Raw genomic sequence first — 16,821 nt, 5'->3', positions numbered from 1 at the left:
TTCGTCGTCTTTTTCTCCGGAAGGAAAATAAGAGCAAAAGGAACTATTGAGGAGATTTCAGATGTTCTTAAAGGGCACAGTTTGCTCTAAGCCTTTGTCCAATATTCCTTCTCCTCCACCATAGCTCTTATCATCTCATCCTCATCTTTAAACATCGTTCTCCTTGATGGATTCTGCATGCCGTAGAACTCCATGAAGGGGCTTGGTCTCTTTTTAAATGGGTAGTACAAATAAATAGCACCTAAAGTTCTATAAGCCTCGGCCATTTCACTTATGACTCCAGCAGACATTCCTTTAGCATAATGATAAACTGCTATGGCCTTGCTTACATCAACCAAATTGAAATCTCTCTCAACGAGTTGTCTCCTCAAAATATCGGTTGCTTGTTCAATGTCGTCTCTATCGAGTTCTTCTATCTCCTCGCCATCAAAAATATTCTTTATTTTTATCCTTTGTATCTCTGGATTCTTCTCCACTTGGGCATCATACTCAGCAACAATCCACCAATCATCAAGTGCTCCCGGGTCCAAGACAGTGAAATGCTTGCTCAACTTTTTGTAGAATCCTCTAACTCTATGGTAGTATTCTTCCTCATGGCCAGTCATGGGGTAGCTAAGATAAATGAGGGGCTTTTCATTTTCATGGAAAATTAAATCGATGAAAGTTTGATAAGGATGCCTAATGCCAAAATGAAGGACATAACGAACTTGGATTCCTTCTTTATTCAACTCATGTACAAGAGTTTTTACATGATTTATGGCATCTTCACGCCACATTACGAGGGTTGCCAGCTTTATATTTTCCTTGTTTCTTCCAAAGCGCTCAAACCACTCTTTGTCATGTATTATTCTTCTCCTTACACTCAGAATATCGTCTAGAACAATTATCACTCTACTAGGCTTTAGAAGTTTCAAGTTGCTTAGAGTGAAGCCCAAAACACTTCCACTTCCCCATCTAAAAAGAGCAGGAGTAGATACTAGATGAAAGCTCTTATCACTTCTTTCAATTTCATCTCTTATTCTTTTAAAAGCTTCATCTCTTATGGTGTTCATTAGATCTGGATGGCTTATTGCAAAGTCCAGAACATTTTTTCTGGTTATTTTGACTCCTTTTTCTCGTCCTATCTCTCGAAGGTAGTCGAAAACATGGTAATATTGAAAGTTCTCACTTTTTGCTAATTTTAAAGCTTCTTCAGCGTATTCGTCTCGCCCATTTAACGGAGGTCCAGTAAGAAGTATTGTTTCTTTCATAACTCACTACCTCCAGATTTTGGTAATTAGAGTTTAGACTTCTTTCTTTTTCAACTTTTTGGATGTTTAGATGTGCTCATGCAAAAATTTTTAAAGTAGCACTAGTAACTGATAGTGGAAAATATTTGCAAAAGCGTAGGCTTATAAAGGTATTAAATAAACTACGTGAGGTGATGTTCATGCGAAGGAAGGATAAAAATAGGAGTGTTGAAGGTGAAGAGGTCATTAGAGTCCCTCTTCCAAAGGATAACCAGGTATTTGGGATAGTGGAACAGGCCCTAGGTTCAGGATGGATGGATGTTAGATGTTCTGATGGAAAGATAAGAAGATGCAGAATTCCTGGTAGGTTCAGAAGAAGGATGTGGATTAAGATCGGTGATGTAGTAGTTGTGGAGCCGTGGGAAGTTCAAAGTGATGAGAGAGGAGACATAGTCTATCGTTATACAAGAACCCAAGTGGATTGGCTCCTCAGAAAGAAAAAGATCACCCAGGAATTTCTTAGTGGTGGTCTGACATTGTGATGAAGTATGAGACATAAAGATATTGATAGAGAGATTTCCCAAATTTTAGGGCTAGATGAACGTAGAGAAAAAGATAGTGAGCTTTATAAAGTATTTAGTGAGGTATTTGACAAAACAACAATTGATACGCTTGCGTATTTCCATAGAAGGGGGAAAATAGAACATCTATTAGGCGTGATTTCCACAGGGAAGGAGGCAAATGTGTTTAAGGCCATTGACGGCGATGGTAATTATGTTGCAGTTAAGGTTTATCGGACGTATACCACAGAATTTAGAAGAATATGGGAATATCTAGCCGCAGATCCAAGAATAGGATATCTACCGAAAGACATAAGGAAATTAGTATTTGTATGGACAAGAAGAGAGTTTAAAAATTTACAAAGGGCCATGAAATATGCAGTAAGAGCTCCAGAGCCTATAGCATTTGGTAACAATGTCCTGATTATGGAATATATAGGAGATGAATATCCAGCTCCGAGATTAAAGGATATTGAACGAGAGCTCGATAAAAAGGACTTTGAAGAACTTTATGAATTTGCAATGGGGTCTATTGAAAAGCTTTGGAAGAGAGGAGACATGGTTCACGGAGATCTGAGTGAGTATAATATACTAATTTGGGAAAGACCGGTGATAATTGATTGGTCTCAGGCAACTGTAAAAAGAAATAGAATGGCCTTAACACTGCTTCGTAGAGATTTGAGAAACATAATCAATTATTTCGCTAAAAAAGGAATTAACGTTGAGGATCCTGATGAAAAATTTAGAGAGCTTTCGGGTGATTAGTATGGATGAATTTGAAGAAAAACTCAAGAAATATGAGTATGTAGATAAAGAGGGAAATAAAGAAAAATCTTTCGAGATCGAGGAGTTTGTTGCATTTGGTGAGCAAGAAGAGTTTGTGAGAATCCCCAAAGAGAGAATTGGAGTAGTTATTGGTAAAAAAGGTGAGACAAAGAAAAAGATTGAAGATGCTACAAAGACCAAAATAGAGATTGATAGTAACACAGGAGAGGTGTTTATTACATCTACAGAAAAGACGGATGACCCCTTGGCGGTATGGAAGGCTAGAGATATAGTTCTTGCTATTGGAAGAGGATTTTCTCCAAAACGAGCCTTTAGGCTTTTAAATGAGGGGGAAGTGCTTGAGGTAGTTGATCTAACCGATGTCATTGTAGGGAATGAGAAAAATGCCCTTCCAAGAGTTAGGGGAAGGATCATTGGAAGAAAGGGGAGAACTAGGGAGATCATAGAGGAAATGAGTGGCACAGATATAAGTGTTTATGGAAAGACAGTTGCAATTATTGGGAATCCAATCCAAGTTCAGATAGCAAAAACTGCGATTGAAAAACTTGTCAAAGGTTCTCCCCATGGGACCGTTTACAAGTACCTAGAAAGAAGAAAGAAAGACTTAGAGCTCGAAGGAGGTATGTATTATGGCGAATTCTGAGGCAAATAAGCTGTTTAAGGAATTTAAAATACAGAGTGTCAGTGAGTTCTTTAGAAGAAATGCTGCAATGTTGGGTTACACTGGAAAAGTGCGTTCTTTTACGACCTTAATCCACGAGGCTGTGACAAATTCTTTGGATGCGTGTGAGGAGGCTGGAATACTACCATACGTTAGAGTTGAGATAGAAGAACTTGCTTCAGAACACTACAAAATAATTGTAGAAGATAATGGACCTGGGATTCCAGAGAAATTTATTGCACACGTTTTTGGTAAAATGCTAGCTGGTACAAAGGCTCATAGAAATATTCAAAGCAGGGGACAGCAAGGTATTGGTATTAGTGGAGCAGTTATGTTTGCTCAAATTACAAGTGGAAAAGCTACTAGAGTTATCACTTCCACAGGTGGGGAAGATATCATTGAGGCTTGGGTAGGTATTGATGTAGAGAAGAATGAAGGGAAAATTTTCAAGAAAATAAAACACTCAAATCCAACTGGTTGGAGAGGTACAAGAATAGAGATGGAGGTTAAAGATGTTCGTTATATTCGATCTAAGCAGGGCCCCTACTGGTATTTAAAGCTCACTGCTATAGCTAATCCTCACGCGCATATTGAACTCATAGAACCTGATGGGAAGCTGATAGTTTTCCCAAGAAGTAGTGATAAGGTTCCAGAACCTCCGGAAGAAATGAAGCCACATCCCAAAGGTGTCATGACTGATGACATATACAGGATGGCTAAAAGGACTACGAGAACTACTGTGAGGACTCTCCTTATAGGAGGATTTTCAAGAATAAGTGACAAAAAAATCGATGAGTTAGTGAGGTATATAACTGCTTTGAGGCTTATAAAGAGCGAAGAAGAGCAGAGTGTCAGAGAACAACTTCTAAAAAGACTTACTGAAGGAGAGGTAGATAGGATAATAGCCAGTTTTGGAAAGAAAGGGAAGAAGGTTCTTAAAGATGTCAGGAAGATCATGGAAAAACCTCCAGAAAAACTCACTTGGCATGAAGCAGAGGAGATCGTTGAAGCATTTAAATATATGAACTTTTTGGCGCCTCCTACTCATGGACTTAGACCAATTGGAGAGGAAAATATAGAAAAAGGACTTACCGGAATTTTAAGGCCTGAATTTGTGACTGCTGTGAGTAGATCACCAAAGGTTTATCGTGGTGGTATCCCATTCCAAGTTGAAGTTGGACTTGCCTTTGGTGGGGAGTTAAGCAGTGGATTTGATCTCTTAAGGTATGCAAACAGAGTTCCCTTATTATTTGATGCAGGTTCGTGTGTAATAACTTCTGCAGCAAGGAGTATTGATTGGAAGCGTTATAGGGTAGATGATATAGATAGAACTCCATTAGTGCTTTTAGTGAACGTGATCAGTGTTCATGTCCCATATACATCAACTGGAAAACAAAGTGTTGCAAATGAAGAGGAAATCTACGAAGAGATAAGACTTGCAGTAATGGAAGCAGCGAGGAGACTTGCAAAGTACTTGGGTGGAAAACACCGTAAGCTCTACCAAGTTAAAAGAAGAAAGACCTTTGAAAAGTATGTGCCGGAGGTTTCAAAAGCCTTGAGTGTACTTACTGGCATGTCTGAAGAAGAGATTAAAGAGATGCTGATCACGATGATTGAGAAAAAATTTGAAACAATAGAAGAACAAGCCGTGGAGGCTGAGGGAAATGCTTAAACGCGAGAAACCAAAAGAGAGGTTTAGCTATGATCCTAAGAAAGTCCTCAAACAGCTTGAGAATTTTGGAAAAAGAGTACTCGAAGAAATAGTTGCAGGAAGGAATCCATTCATAGACGTTCCTACTAGAGGACTTAGTAATGTATACTTTGATGAAAGAGATCGTTTGATTAAAATGGGGAATAAAACGTCAAGAAGATATCTCTTTCACGTAGCACATGCAAGAAAGTTTATGCAGACTCTTTTAATAGCAGCTTACATAAAAAGACTCGTAAGTGAGGGTAAACACGCGAGCTTGAGAGAAGCCTATTATGCAAACAAGCACACCATTCCTGGAACTAAAGAAAATACATTTGAAGATCAGAGTGAAAGTGATCCTGTTATAGAAGATTTAGAGAGAATGTTTGGAGTTCTTAGAGAAGAAATGCACATAACAGCAGATAGAAGAGGCTACATTTATGGAGACATAGTTATTAGGGACGGAGAAGACGAGTTTAATGCCTCGAAGCTTGGTATGGGTGGATGGGCAGTCCCTGGGACTGTTGAGCACATAGAATTTCCGGAGATTAATGTTGATTATGTACTTGTAGTAGAGACAGCAGCTATGGCAGATAGGCTAATTGAAGAAAAATATCCAAAGAAGGAGAAGGCCCTAGTGGTTGCAACTCAAGGACAGGCTTCTCGTGGTGTCAGGCGTTTAATTCATAGACTTCACTACGAAGAAGGACTTCCAATAATTGTTTTCACCGATGGTGACCCTTACGGATGGTACATCTACTCCACAATAAAGCAAGGGTCAATAAATCTTGCTTATCTTAGCGAAAAGCTTGCCACTCCCGAAGCAAAATTTGTAGGAATGACTATGGATGACATAAAGCAGTATGGTCTTGAAAACGTCACAGAGAAGCTCAAAGGGATTCCACCTAATAAGAAAGGTGGACCAACTGGAGATTATAAACGTATCATAGAAGAAATGAATTATCCTTGGTTCCAGAACAAGGAATGGCAAAGGCAACTTAAATTGGCCCTTAATTGGGGAGTGAGAATTGAACAACAAGCTCTAGCCAATAAGAGTTTAGAATTTGTTGCTAGGGAATACCTCCCAGAGAAAATTGATAAAGAGGAGTTACTTCCATGACTACGACGGAGGAACTTATAGCTCAGATTAATAGGGCTTTGGATGACATAAAGATAAACATGAGTAGGTTATTTGAGAATTTCGATCCCCTCTATTTAGCTTTTAATTTAAATAGAAATCTAACAATCCTCAAAGATTTTGAGGACGAACTTTCCCGTAGAGTAGGTGATACCCACTCCTACACTGGAGCACCAAGCAAGCGAGAAAGAGATCCACACATTCGTAGGATCTTTCTAAGAAATCATTATCGGATGCTTACTCTTGAAAGACTCAGGACTGCCATAACCGGACATAAAATTGCCCTTGCTACAATAGCCTCTCATTATACCTTTTACAGGGGCAAAAAAGAGGTGGACGTCAGAAATATCACGAACAAAAAAGAATTGGAAGAATTAAAGGTGGTTGAGAAGCCTATAAAGCTTGGGAGACTTGAGATTCTACCGTATCTTGCTTATTCAGGAGACGTGCTTAAGATTCTTGGCCAACAGGATAACAAAGTGAGAGACACTTTTAAAGAAATAAAGGCAAAACTTAAAGAGAAGGGCCAAGTTAGGAAAAAAGGAATAAGAATAGAAGTAGAGTATTGGCAAGGAGGCAGGCTGAAGAAAGAGCGTTTAGAGTTGCCCATAGATGCAGACATAGACAGTGAACTGAGAAAGAGATTTGGAAAGAAATATAGGTGGAGAGTTTTAAGTTACGTCAAGACTAAAGGGGTTTTAATTAACAGTCATTATACTGTTGATAACATTGCATTAGCATATGCTTCTTGTTATCCAAGCAAAGGAGTTGAATTTCTTGCTCTTGACTTTTTCAGATACTATTATATTACATCCGAGAAAGAGAGAGAAGCTATTAGCATATATCCGCAGATGAAGCCATGTATTGACTGTCACTATTCAATTTTCGATGCTCCCTTCATGAACGAACCGGAATTTAGGACAGGATTTGGAAGCATGTTAATCATCAAAAAATGCGAGATTGAAAAGCTCTTAAGTGGGAAAAGAAGTGAAATATCAAACATCCCGAATTATCTTCTGGGGGGAGTTGTACTTTACGGTATTAGTTCATTTGATGAGAAAAAAATCAGTAACCTCCTTGGAATTGATGAAAACGACTTGAGAGAGGCTATAGAAAAGTTTGTACTTTCTGGACTTCATATGTCCCTTTTTGAGGATACAAGTAAATTTGAGAGATTCATGCCTAAGAGTGATAAGGCGAAACAGTTTTTGGAGTTGCTCCAAGGGTGAGTGGGATGAAGGTAGAGATAAAAGCGAGAAATAATGAAGAGTTATTGAGAAAGATAGATGAGATGCTAAGTAGAGATGCAACTGAAGTTTACATAAATCTCAGACCAACCAAGATAATCCTAGTGAAGATATTAGAAAAGGCCCCTAACGTGAAAGTAATTAAGTGCCCTCCAAGTCTTTATCCAAAAGTCTCTAAAAAGATTGTAAAGGCTCTCAGCCAAATGGGTATAGAGTTAGTTCCAGCAAATCATTCCCGAGGACGACCCAAAAAGTATGATGTTAGTACTTTGAAATTAATTGAAGAGTTGATAAAAAAAGGAAAGACTCCAAAAGAGATAAGTGAAGAGCTGGGTATTCCGTTAAGAACAGTTTACTACATAATTAATGGGCGATAAGAAATGAGACGGATACTGCCGTTTGTGTTAATATTACTTCTTTTTGCCGTGTTATTCAGGGCTACTGTGGAACATGGACAAAGCTCGTTTAATATTGAGATTTTGTACCTTGCATGGGCCGCCTTCTTTTTTGGGATTCTCGGATATGCAGTATGGTTTCTCTTTGAAAAAGGAGTTCCAATAATGCCAGTAAAAAAGCAGAGAAAGACTAAAGGAGACTACTTGAGAGAGCTCCTTATAATCCTTGCGATTGTTATTGCTCTTAGAGCACTTTTCAGCAAAAAGATAGAAGCTTATAGGGGAGTGAGGGCCCCCGTAATAAAGTACCCAAAATTCCACTTCTTTAATGATACATTTACAGTAACTTATGAACCTCTTCCAGATTATGCATATTTTGCTCCACTTTTCGTGTTTATCGTTATCATAATGTTTCTTTTTTTACAACAAAGAAAAAAACCGCAAAAAATGGAGATTGCTAAGTTTGATCCTGAAGTAACTTTTGAATCAATTGAAGGAAGTCCTGAGGAAAGAATAATTAAAATGTACAAAAATGTTGTTGCAGGCCTCATAAAAAGAGGGTACCCTTATCAGAAAAGTTGGACTCATTGGGAGCATGAGGATAAATTAAGGGACATTTTTGAAGATTTGGAGGATCTGGATAAGATCACAAGAGTATTTGAAAAAGCAAAGTATGGTTACAAACTTAGCAAAGAAGAAATCGAAATTGCTAAGGAGAGCTATGAAAACCTGATGCGATTCTTGAGATAAGTTTAAAAGAAATCTTTAGGTTCTCCTACTGGTGGTGAGAAAATGTTCGAAACTCAAGAAGAAATCCCTGAAATTAGGGAGAGACTTCATAGGGTGGGCATAACTAACTTGCGAACAATTGCGAGGATAAACTGGAAAGGAAAACTTTACACATTCATCCCAACGTTTGAAATAACTATAGATGTGCCTGAGGAGAAGAAGGGTATCCATATGAGCCGCCTTGTTGAAAGCATCACCGAAACAATGAGTGAGGCGGTAGAGGAAGAAGTAAAAGAAGCACACACTTCATTAGAGGAACTTGGACTTGCCATAATTCACCGTTTGGAACAAAAACATCCTCACAAAAGGGCTGAGATATGGGTTAAGACTCAATTAATCATGGAAAGACAAACTCCTGCGAGTAAGAAGGTGAGTCTTGAAGCTTATGATGTTGAAGTGGGGGTAATAAAGGAGCTCAAAAATGTGGAAAAAGTCTTAAAAGTGACAGTAATTGGTAATACTGCTTGTCCTCATGCCATGGCAAATAACCAAGGAAAAACACATATCCAAAGAGCAATTGCAACTTTAGAGATAAGAACTAATTATGGAGAGGAGATAGCGCTGGAAGATATGATAGACCTTGTAGAGAGCTCTTTCAGTTCCCCAACTTACACATTGTTAAAAACAATCGATGAGAATGCAGTGGTTCAGAACATGTACTCTAACCCAAAATTCGTGGAAGATGTGGCTAGAGAGATCATTTTCAAGGCAAAACAAAAGTTTAAAGGAAGGATCCACGTAAAGGTCGTAAGTCACGAGAGTATTCATCGACATGATGTAATTGCAGAAACTTGGTATTAAGTTCTCTCATTTAAATTATTAAAAGAAGAGAAAATCAAAGAAGCATTCTTGCGTCAACTGCAACTGCACTGTCCTCGTAGGCAAATATTGGGTTGATATCCAACTCTTTGATCTCGGGAAGCTCGAGAGCAAGTTCTCCAACCTTTGTAATAATTTCAGCAAGACCTTCAATGTTGACTGGTTTTTCACCTCTTGCTCCAGCAAGTATTGGGTATGCTTTGATTTCTTTTATCATTTCAAGGGCTTCATCCTTACTTATTGGTGCAACTCTAAAGCTGACATCTTTGAGGATCTCGACAAAGATTCCACCAAGACCAAACATTATTGCGGGGCCAAATTGTGGATCTCGTATCATACCAACAATGACTTCTTTTCCAAGTGGGAGCATCTTATAAACAATTACTCCCCAGAGGTCTGCATCTGGTTTGTAGTTCTTGGCATTTTCCATGATGGTTCTGAAAGCCTCTCTGGCTTCATCATCATTCTTTATGTTAACTTTAACACCACCAGCATCACTCTTGTGGATGATCTGAGGAGAGACAATTTTCATAACAACAGGATAGCCAATTTCCCTTGCAAATTGCACGGCCTCTTCTTCATTTGTAGCGACTTTAAAGTCGGGAACAGGAACACCATATAGTTGGAGAATCTCCTTTGCCTCTGGTTCCACTAGTGCTCTATTCTCAGCCTTTGCCTTTTCGATTATTTCTCTAGCTTTTGCAACTCTATCCATATCTACCACCTCGATTATAATGATGACAGTTTCAGTTATGTTGACAATATTAAAAGTCTTTCCATTTCAAATCAGGTTGAAGCTGTCGATTGGTATAAATAGAAGGGACTCTTATATATAACTGGTGAAAGAACATGAAACGAAAAGTTATTGGAGGAATTCTGTTGAGTTTTATCATTTTGGCCATGGTGATTTTCCACCAAACACGTGCAGAGGAAGATCAGACAAGCATTGCTCTTTATGATTCTGCAAGAATTGGGGTTGTAGAAAAAACACTTCAAGTAGAACTTAAGGAAGGGATAAACGAAGTCCCATTAGATGTTTTGGAAGGACTTAACGTTGAGGAGGTTACTTTAAAGCCTCTTGATGAGAAAGTGAAAGTTCTTGGGATTATAAGTAAGGAACTGAAAGGAAAAGACCTGATTGAGGCCAACATTGGAAAAGAGATAACAATAAAGCTTAAAAGTGGAGAAACAATAAGTGGAAAATTTTTGGGATATAAAGATGGTAAACTAGCGATTCAAGGAAATGCATACTATTTAGTAGAACCAGATGAAGTGGCATATATGAAAATGGCCTCCCTCGGAGAAGAGAGCAAATCAAACGTCTATGCAATAATAAACGCTGAAGAGGAAGGAAAATACTTCTTCAAGCTCATTTACAGAGTGGGGGAAATTGGTTGGAATTCAAGGTATAAGCTTTACCTAAGCGATAAGGCAGTTCTCTATGGGTATATTCTAATTGACAATCCTACAAACAAAAGTTTTGAAAACACCGAAGTGCTTTTGGTATCTGGAGAGGTCCAGTTTTATCAGCCTCCACAGGTGATTGTTGAGAGGTACTACGTAGCAGAGGCAGCAATAGGAAAGGAAGTACCTCAAGAGCCAATCCAGCAGACAAAAATAGAAGCTTTCTATCTTTACAAACTAGGTACAGTTGATATAGGGGCTTTTGAGAAAAAGATGATTCCTTATATTTACCAGGAAAGCGAGTATACCAAGGAATATCTTTATGAGAGCTATCCTTATGGTGGTAATCAAGACATCTACGAAATCGTATCTCTAAAAACTAAAGAAGTCCTTCCTAGAGGTATTGTAGAAATATATAAAGAACTGGAAGACAAAAACGTTCTGATTGGGGAGCAGATGATAGACCACACACCAAAAGGCGATATTTTGAGACTTAAACTCGGTAGAGACATCGACTTAAAAGGTAAAACAGAGGTTCTAGAAGAAAGACATGGAGAGCGTTATGGATATTATAAGATCAGAGTTACAGTGGAAAACTTTGGAGAAGAGAGTAAAGAGGTAATTGTGAGACATTACAAGTGGCGTGGAAAAATACTTGAAAGCTCTGTAAGTCCAGTAAGTGAAACAGCCAACTACGTAGAGTTCAAAATAACAGTTAATCCAGGAGAAAAGAAGGAGATAATCTTTGAATACGAGGTTAACTATTAAAGTTTCCTTAGAAGAATCTCGTAGTTTTTATTTTCTTTTACTATTTCTAGCACGAGGCTCTTTTCATAGTCTAAAAATCGGGTTCCTTTTAGTGTATACCCCTCTTCTCGCAAATGGTTCATTACACTGAGGCCTAGCTCTCCAAAAAGCTCAGCTGCCATCGTGGCAAAACTTGGTTCTTTTATTCCTAATTCACTATGATACTTTTTAGCTAATTCAAAAACATCTGTCATATCACCACCCCAAGAGTAATTAGTCTTCAAGACTTTAAGCTCTTTCGATTTCTAGAAAAGTTATGAAGTGGCGGGCCGGACGGGATTCGAACCCGCGACCGCCGGGTTAAAAGCCCGGCGCTCTAACCAGGCTGAGCTACCGGCCCTCGATAAGTTAGAGATTGTGATGCTCTTATAAAGTTTTTGGTCAATTTTTAGTAAATCAAGAGAAGGATTTTTGGGTAAAACATCTATACGCATGTTCTGGAATCCTGCATATATTAAAACCATAGAAGTTATAAACCATGCTCCTTCTTTTTCCAAGGGAGGGTTAAGAATGAGAAAAGGTCCAGTCTTCTTGGGTAAGGCTCACATTCATTGGTGTGAAGAGTGTAATGTCCCATTAATAAGTGAGAAGTGTGACATTCATGGTAGAGGGTTTAGGTTAGATCTTACACCACCGGCAGACGTTAGATTTGCTTTTAAAAAAGATATAGAGTTCATTAAACGAGAGTTTAAGCAACACTATGGTGTGGATATAAGTGACATAATTGATGGAAAAATACTTCTTCTTAACAAAACTCCGGGAGAAGATGATGTGTATGAGATAATTTTTGATGGATATATCTTTGGATGGCTTCGATTTGATCCATTGGAGCTTAAGTGGAAACCTGGACTTAAAGTTGAAGGAGCAATGGCTCTCTGGAAACATTTTGGAAAGAAAATGAAAAAATGGGTTATTGTGGATAAGGGTGCGAAGAATCCAATAAAAAAAGGTGCAAATGTTCTTCCAGTGGGGGTTATTGAAGCAGAGAGCAGTATTAAGATTGGAGATGATGTGATTGTAGTTAGTGAGGATGGAGAGGTAATCGCAACAGGAATTGCAAAGAAACCCTATGAAAAGCTGATCGATAAGGAAGAGAGGGGTACGGGAATAAAAACAAGGCATCAAAAGATCGTTAACTATAGAGAAGGCAAAACGGCAGAAATGGAAAATGTGATAGTGGCCAACAAATCTGCCTTGGAAAACAAGGTCAATGAGGCTAGGCGATTTATGCGAAGGACTGTTAGGAATATAAATAGGCCAATAGCAGTCGCTTTTAGTGGCGGTAAGGACAGCTTGGCAGTCCTGGGTCTCATGCTTGAAGAATTTGGTGAAGACTTCGCTATTTTCTTCAATAATACTGGGATAGAATTCCCCGAAACTATTGAGTATATAGAAAAGATAAAGAGAAAGTTAGAAGGAAAGAAAATAAAGTTTATCGTTGCAGATGCAAAGGATGCTTTTTGGTCTGCTATGAGTGTTTTTTCGCCCCCTGGAAGGGATTATCGGTGGTGTTGTAAGGTTACAAAACTAGGTCCAATAACCCTTACAATAAAGAGATATTACCCTAATGGAGTACTGATGTTTGTAGGGCAGAGGAAATATGAGAGTATGCAACGTTATAAACAACCTAGAGTCTGGAGAAATCCGTGGGTACCAAATGAAATTGGAGCATCCCCTATATTTCACTGGAATGCTCTTGAGGTCTGGCTTTACATATTCTCACGTAACTTAGAATACAATCCACTGTATGAAAACAGGCTGGATAGAATTGGTTGCTTCATGTGCCCAAGTTCATCTCTGGCCGAATTTCAGACTTTAAAAGAAGAAAAACGGGAACTCTGGGAAAAGTGGGAAAAAGAATTGAAAAAATGGAAAGAACGGTTTGGAATGCCAGAAGAGTGGATAACACATGGATTCTGGAGATGGAAAGAACTTACTAAGGGGCAAAAAGCTGTTGCAAGAGAACTTGGGGTTAAGATCCCGGAAAAAAGGAGCTGGGAACCAATAAGATATAGTATAGAACGAGAGAATGAGACAGTTATCCTTAAAATTAACACTAAGATTCTCCTTGGTAGGATAAGGGAAGTTGCGCCAATACTTGGAGAAGTGACTGAAGAAAAAGGCTGCATAAGAGTTGATGAAATGGTTTTTACAGAGAGGGAGGTTAAGGTAAAGAATGAAAATGAGGCTCTACAAGCGTACTACCTAATAAAGAGGGCTTATGAATGTGTTGGCTGTGGTGTATGTGTTGGAAAATGTCCAGAAAATGCTTTAAGCATAAATACATATACAAGAAAGATAGAAGTCGACTGGGAAAGATGTATTCACTGTCGGGAGTGTATGGAGGTATGCCCATTATTAAAAATAAAAAACCCACAAGAAGGAAGTCAGCTTTAATATTAATTTTGTTCATCTTCCTATTTTCGAAATTTGTGACTTCACAATCTGAGTATGAATACACAATAAATAGTTATCTTCTTTATTTTGATATAGTGGATGAATTAAAGGTTAAGGAGACAATAGAAGTCATCATCTCTCCAAACGCTCCTCTTTCTAGATATACATTTTATTCAGAGTATTCAATTGAAAATCCTGAGGCTATAATTGAGATAAATGGAAAAACTCAAATAGCAAATGTTAGTGTGTCCAAAATTGTAGGAGAGATAAATGCAATTTATATTGAGTTCCCAGAAGTTTCCCCTGGCGATCAGTTAAAAATACGAATAAGCTTTTATTCAGAAGGAATGCTTCAGACGATCAATGGTAAAAAACAGTTTTCATATTATGTGAAATTCAATCAACCCGTAGGATACTTTTATGCGAGGTTGTATATTCCTAAGGGGTATGCAATTCTTTCTCCTATTGTCCCATCTCCTGACAAAGTTGAAAGCAGTGGGAATGCATTAGTATTAGAGTGGAAAAAACAGGAAGTTCGACCAGGGGAGGAATTTTATTTTATCACTGGCTTTTCCGGGGAGGTAAGTAATGAATTTCCACTGCTCTACTTTGTGGTTCCTGTCTTAATAGCGTTTGTTGGAGGTTTTCTCGCAGGAATTCTCTACAAAGGAAAGGAAAAGAGTACAGTTGATCTAAGATCAGATGAAGAAAAGGTGATTGGGATTCTCAGAGAGGGCCCGATGTATCAGAGTGAGCTTGTTAAGAGACTGGGCTTCTCAAAGGCAAAAGTCAGTCTTTTGTTAAAAGATATGGAGAAAAAAGGACTGATAGAAAGAATTAAGGAAGGGAGAACTTATCTTGTTAAACTAAAAGAAATGTGAACCTTTATAAAGTGAGTTACACCCTTAAGGAACGAGGTGGAAAAATGGAAGAGTATTTTATTTGTCCTGAATGTGGAAGTGAGGAAGTTGAAGTAATTAAAGAGCGAGGGAGGGAATTAACCCTTAGATGTCTTGAGTGTTCTTATGTATGGCAAATAACGCTAAGTAAGACAATTAAAGTACCTGTAATAGTGAGCAAACATGAAAGAAGCTTTAAGAGAACTGCGGAACTGCCGGCTGATGAAGAAATAAGAATTGGGGATATAGTAGAGCTTGATGATGACGAGATTAGAATAACAGGTATTGAGCTTGAGGATAACAAGAGAGTTGAAAAAGCAGAAATAAAAGAAGTAAAGGTACTATGGGGGGAGAGTTTGACCTATCCTAAGGTTATTGGAGTCTCGATATACTTCCCTAAAGGCATTACACAGTCATTTAAAGTTAAGGTTAATAGGGAAGATGAATTTGCAGTAGGAGAAGTGCTTGAAGTTGGTGGACAGACTTTTAGGATAGAGAAGATAAAGATTGAAGGCAAAATGCTTAGATATGGGAAGGCAAAGGCAGATGAAATTGTTAGAATAATGGGACGGCCAATAAGGGGTAAAGCAAGCAGAAGCTTGAAGATCTATAAAGGGTATGGAAGAGAGTGATTTCCACAAACTTAAAATTCTTTTCTGCAAATTTTTCTTTAGTGAGTGTTATGCATGAGGATGACCTTTACAGAAGATGGATGAAACTTGTTGAAAATCTTGAAAGAGGGAGAATTATTAAAGATACAAGGGTTAAGAGAGCATTTCTTCGGGTTCCAAGGTATAAATTCGTATCTGACCGTTATAAGGAGTATGCCCATGTGGATGAACCCCTTCCAATACCTGCTGGCCAAACTATTAGTGCTCCCCATATGGTGGCTATAATGTTAGAGCTAGCAGAGCTTGATGAGGGGATGAATGCTCTTGAAGTTGGGGCTGGGAGTGGATGGAATGCTGCCTTGATTTATGAGCTTGTTAAAAAGGAAGTCTATACTATCGAAAGAATTCCTGAACTTGTGGAGTTTGCGAATAGGAACCTCGAGCAGGCAGGATATAGAAATAAAGTTCACGTGATACTGGGAGATGGCACTAAGGGATTTCCACCAAAAGCACCATATGATAGGATCATAGTAACTGCGGGGGCTCCTAAAGTCCCCGAACCACTGATAGAACAACTTAAAGTTGGAGGGAAGCTTTTGATTCCGGTTGGGGGGTATCATTTGTGGCAGGAGCTCCTTGAAGTCATAAAGATAAATGAAGATAATAAAGTAAAGGTAAAAAACCATGGTGGAGTTGCATTTGTTCCATTAGTGGGTGAGTATGGATGGAGGGGATAGGATGTATTTGATAGCATTCGATCTTGAAGGGACATTAGTGAAATCGAAATCCAGTTGGGTTGAGCTTCATAAGAGGTTTGGCACATGGGATAAGGGTGCAGAATATGCAGAGCGGTTTTTTAAGGGAGAATTTGACTATGCCACATGGGCAAAGTTAGATGCTTCCCTGTGGAAAGGTCGAACAAGGGAAGAAATTATGGAATGGGCCAATTCTGTGGAGTATTTTGATGGAGTTGAAGAGTTGTTTAAGTTTTTGAAGGAAAATGGGTTCAAAATAGCTATAATCAGTGGGGGCCTTAAATGTCTGGCAGAGAGAATTGGGAGAGAACTTAAAGCAGACTTTGTTTATGCTAATGAACTTGTCTTTGATGATGAGGGGAAAGTTACGGGAGATGTGCTTCCTTGGGTAGATTTTAGAAATAAAGGTGATATTCTGCTTGAACTCAGAGAAAAACTTAAACCTGATCTTACAATAGCTGTTGGAGACGGACACAACGACATAGCTATGTTTAAAGTTGCTGACGTCAGTATAGCTATAAATCCACATGAAGGTGTTGAAGGGGACTATTTGGCAAAAGATCTTTATGAAGTGAAAGATATTATTGAGAAGATCCTAAAAGACAGGAGATAGGTCAGAGAAGGGCGTGTTCAT

The 16,821-nt window shown here is 38.5% G+C and carries 18 protein-coding genes and 1 tRNA gene; 15 read left to right on the top strand and 4 right to left on the bottom strand.

Annotated elements, in window-relative coordinates; genetic code table 11:
- Nucleotides 1–86: 86 nt before the first annotated feature.
- Entirely contained in the window at nt 87–1,250 is a 1,164-nt protein-coding gene (locus tag K1720_RS08710; RefSeq protein ID WP_251948692.1) for a P-loop NTPase family protein, read from the bottom strand.
- A gap of 179 nt (nt 1,251–1,429) precedes the next feature.
- On the opposite strand from K1720_RS08710, the gene eif1A reads away from it, so the two are divergent.
- The 9 genes from eif1A to K1720_RS08665 are packed head-to-tail and all read left to right on the top strand — an operon-like array spanning nt 1,430 to nt 9,296.
- Nucleotides 1,430–1,771: a translation initiation factor eIF-1A gene (gene eif1A, locus K1720_RS08705; RefSeq protein ID WP_251948674.1), complete on the top strand. Its 342-nt coding sequence runs from the start codon at nt 1,430–1,432 to the stop codon at nt 1,769–1,771.
- 6 nt (nt 1,772–1,777) lie between these two features.
- Nucleotides 1,778–2,554: a serine protein kinase RIO gene (locus K1720_RS08700; RefSeq protein ID WP_251948671.1), complete on the top strand. Its 777-nt coding sequence runs from the start codon at nt 1,778–1,780 to the stop codon at nt 2,552–2,554.
- A gap of 1 nt (nt 2,555) precedes the next feature.
- Entirely contained in the window at nt 2,556–3,218 is a 663-nt protein-coding gene (locus K1720_RS08695) for a KH domain-containing protein (RefSeq protein ID WP_251948669.1), read from the top strand.
- Entirely contained in the window at nt 3,205–4,908 is a 1,704-nt protein-coding gene (top6B, locus tag K1720_RS08690; protein WP_251948666.1) for a DNA topoisomerase VI subunit B, read from the top strand. The genes K1720_RS08695 and top6B overlap by 14 nt, the downstream gene beginning before the upstream one ends.
- Entirely contained in the window at nt 4,901–6,046 is a 1,146-nt protein-coding gene (locus K1720_RS08685) for a DNA topoisomerase IV subunit A (RefSeq protein WP_251948663.1), read from the top strand. Before top6B ends, K1720_RS08685 begins: the two co-directional genes overlap by 8 nt.
- Nucleotides 6,043–7,293 carry a DUF530 family protein gene (locus K1720_RS08680; protein ID WP_251948660.1) on the top strand — a complete coding sequence of 417 codons (1,251 nt, stop codon included), beginning with the start codon at nt 6,043–6,045 and terminating at the stop codon, nt 7,291–7,293. The genes K1720_RS08685 and K1720_RS08680 overlap by 4 nt, the downstream gene beginning before the upstream one ends.
- Before the next feature lie 5 nt (nt 7,294–7,298).
- Nucleotides 7,299–7,688 carry a DUF1699 family protein gene (locus K1720_RS08675; protein ID WP_251948658.1) on the top strand — a complete coding sequence of 130 codons (390 nt, stop codon included), beginning with the start codon at nt 7,299–7,301 and terminating at the stop codon, nt 7,686–7,688.
- Between the two features lie 3 nt (nt 7,689–7,691).
- Entirely contained in the window at nt 7,692–8,456 is a 765-nt protein-coding gene (locus K1720_RS08670) for a DUF4129 domain-containing protein (RefSeq protein WP_251948655.1), read from the top strand.
- A gap of 42 nt (nt 8,457–8,498) precedes the next feature.
- Nucleotides 8,499–9,296: a GTP cyclohydrolase IV gene (locus K1720_RS08665; RefSeq protein ID WP_251948652.1), complete on the top strand. Its 798-nt coding sequence runs from the start codon at nt 8,499–8,501 to the stop codon at nt 9,294–9,296.
- Nucleotides 9,297–9,330: 34 nt separating this feature from the next.
- Here the strand turns inward: K1720_RS08665 and K1720_RS08660 are convergent, their stop codons facing one another.
- The gene (locus K1720_RS08660; protein WP_055281819.1) at nt 9,331–10,029 is read right to left on the bottom strand and encodes an acetate--CoA ligase family protein; all 699 of its coding nucleotides are present in this window, start codon (nt 10,027–10,029) and stop codon (nt 9,331–9,333) included.
- 134 nt (nt 10,030–10,163) lie between these two features.
- On the opposite strand from K1720_RS08660, the gene K1720_RS08655 reads away from it, so the two are divergent.
- Complete coding sequence (locus K1720_RS08655; protein WP_251948650.1) at nt 10,164–11,486, top strand: DUF4139 domain-containing protein; 1,323 nt, start codon at nt 10,164–10,166, stop codon at nt 11,484–11,486.
- On the opposite strand, the gene K1720_RS08650 is transcribed toward K1720_RS08655, so the two are convergent.
- Nucleotides 11,483–11,719, bottom strand: a complete 237-nt coding sequence (locus tag K1720_RS08650; RefSeq protein ID WP_251948640.1) for a hypothetical protein — start codon at nt 11,717–11,719, stop codon at nt 11,483–11,485. The two genes, K1720_RS08655 and K1720_RS08650, sit on opposite strands and share 4 nt — an antisense overlap.
- Nucleotides 11,720–11,787: 68 nt before the next feature.
- A tRNA-Lys gene (locus K1720_RS08645) sits at nt 11,788–11,865 on the bottom strand.
- A 170-nt stretch (nt 11,866–12,035) separates the two neighbouring features.
- Here K1720_RS08645 and K1720_RS08640 point away from each other — a divergent pair.
- The 5 genes from K1720_RS08640 to K1720_RS08620 are packed head-to-tail and all read left to right on the top strand — an operon-like array spanning nt 12,036 to nt 16,800.
- The gene (locus K1720_RS08640) at nt 12,036–13,922 is read left to right on the top strand and encodes a phosphoadenosine phosphosulfate reductase domain-containing protein (RefSeq protein ID WP_251948638.1); all 1,887 of its coding nucleotides are present in this window, start codon (nt 12,036–12,038) and stop codon (nt 13,920–13,922) included.
- Nucleotides 13,874–14,803, top strand: coding sequence for a helix-turn-helix transcriptional regulator (locus K1720_RS08635; protein ID WP_251948636.1), 930 nt, complete (start codon nt 13,874–13,876; stop codon nt 14,801–14,803). Before K1720_RS08640 ends, K1720_RS08635 begins: the two co-directional genes overlap by 49 nt.
- 44 nt (nt 14,804–14,847) lie before the next feature.
- Nucleotides 14,848–15,453 (top strand): HVO_0476 family zinc finger protein, encoded by a 606-nt coding sequence (locus tag K1720_RS08630; protein ID WP_251948634.1) that lies wholly within the window; start codon nt 14,848–14,850, stop codon nt 15,451–15,453.
- Nucleotides 15,454–15,503: 50 nt separating this feature from the next.
- Nucleotides 15,504–16,169 (top strand): protein-L-isoaspartate(D-aspartate) O-methyltransferase, encoded by a 666-nt coding sequence (locus K1720_RS08625; protein WP_251950661.1) that lies wholly within the window; start codon nt 15,504–15,506, stop codon nt 16,167–16,169.
- A gap of 1 nt (nt 16,170) precedes the next feature.
- Complete coding sequence (locus K1720_RS08620) at nt 16,171–16,800, top strand: HAD-IB family phosphatase (RefSeq protein ID WP_251948632.1); 630 nt, start codon at nt 16,171–16,173, stop codon at nt 16,798–16,800.
- The last annotated feature ends 21 nt before the right edge of the window (nt 16,801–16,821 follow it).

It is taken from the genome of Thermococcus argininiproducens, from assembly GCF_023746595.1.
In the GTDB taxonomy this organism is placed as follows: Archaea; Methanobacteriota_B; Thermococci; order Thermococcales; family Thermococcaceae; genus Thermococcus_A; species Thermococcus_A argininiproducens.
Note: the sequence above shows the minus strand (reverse complement) of the source record. Positions and strands in the feature narration are given on the sequence as shown.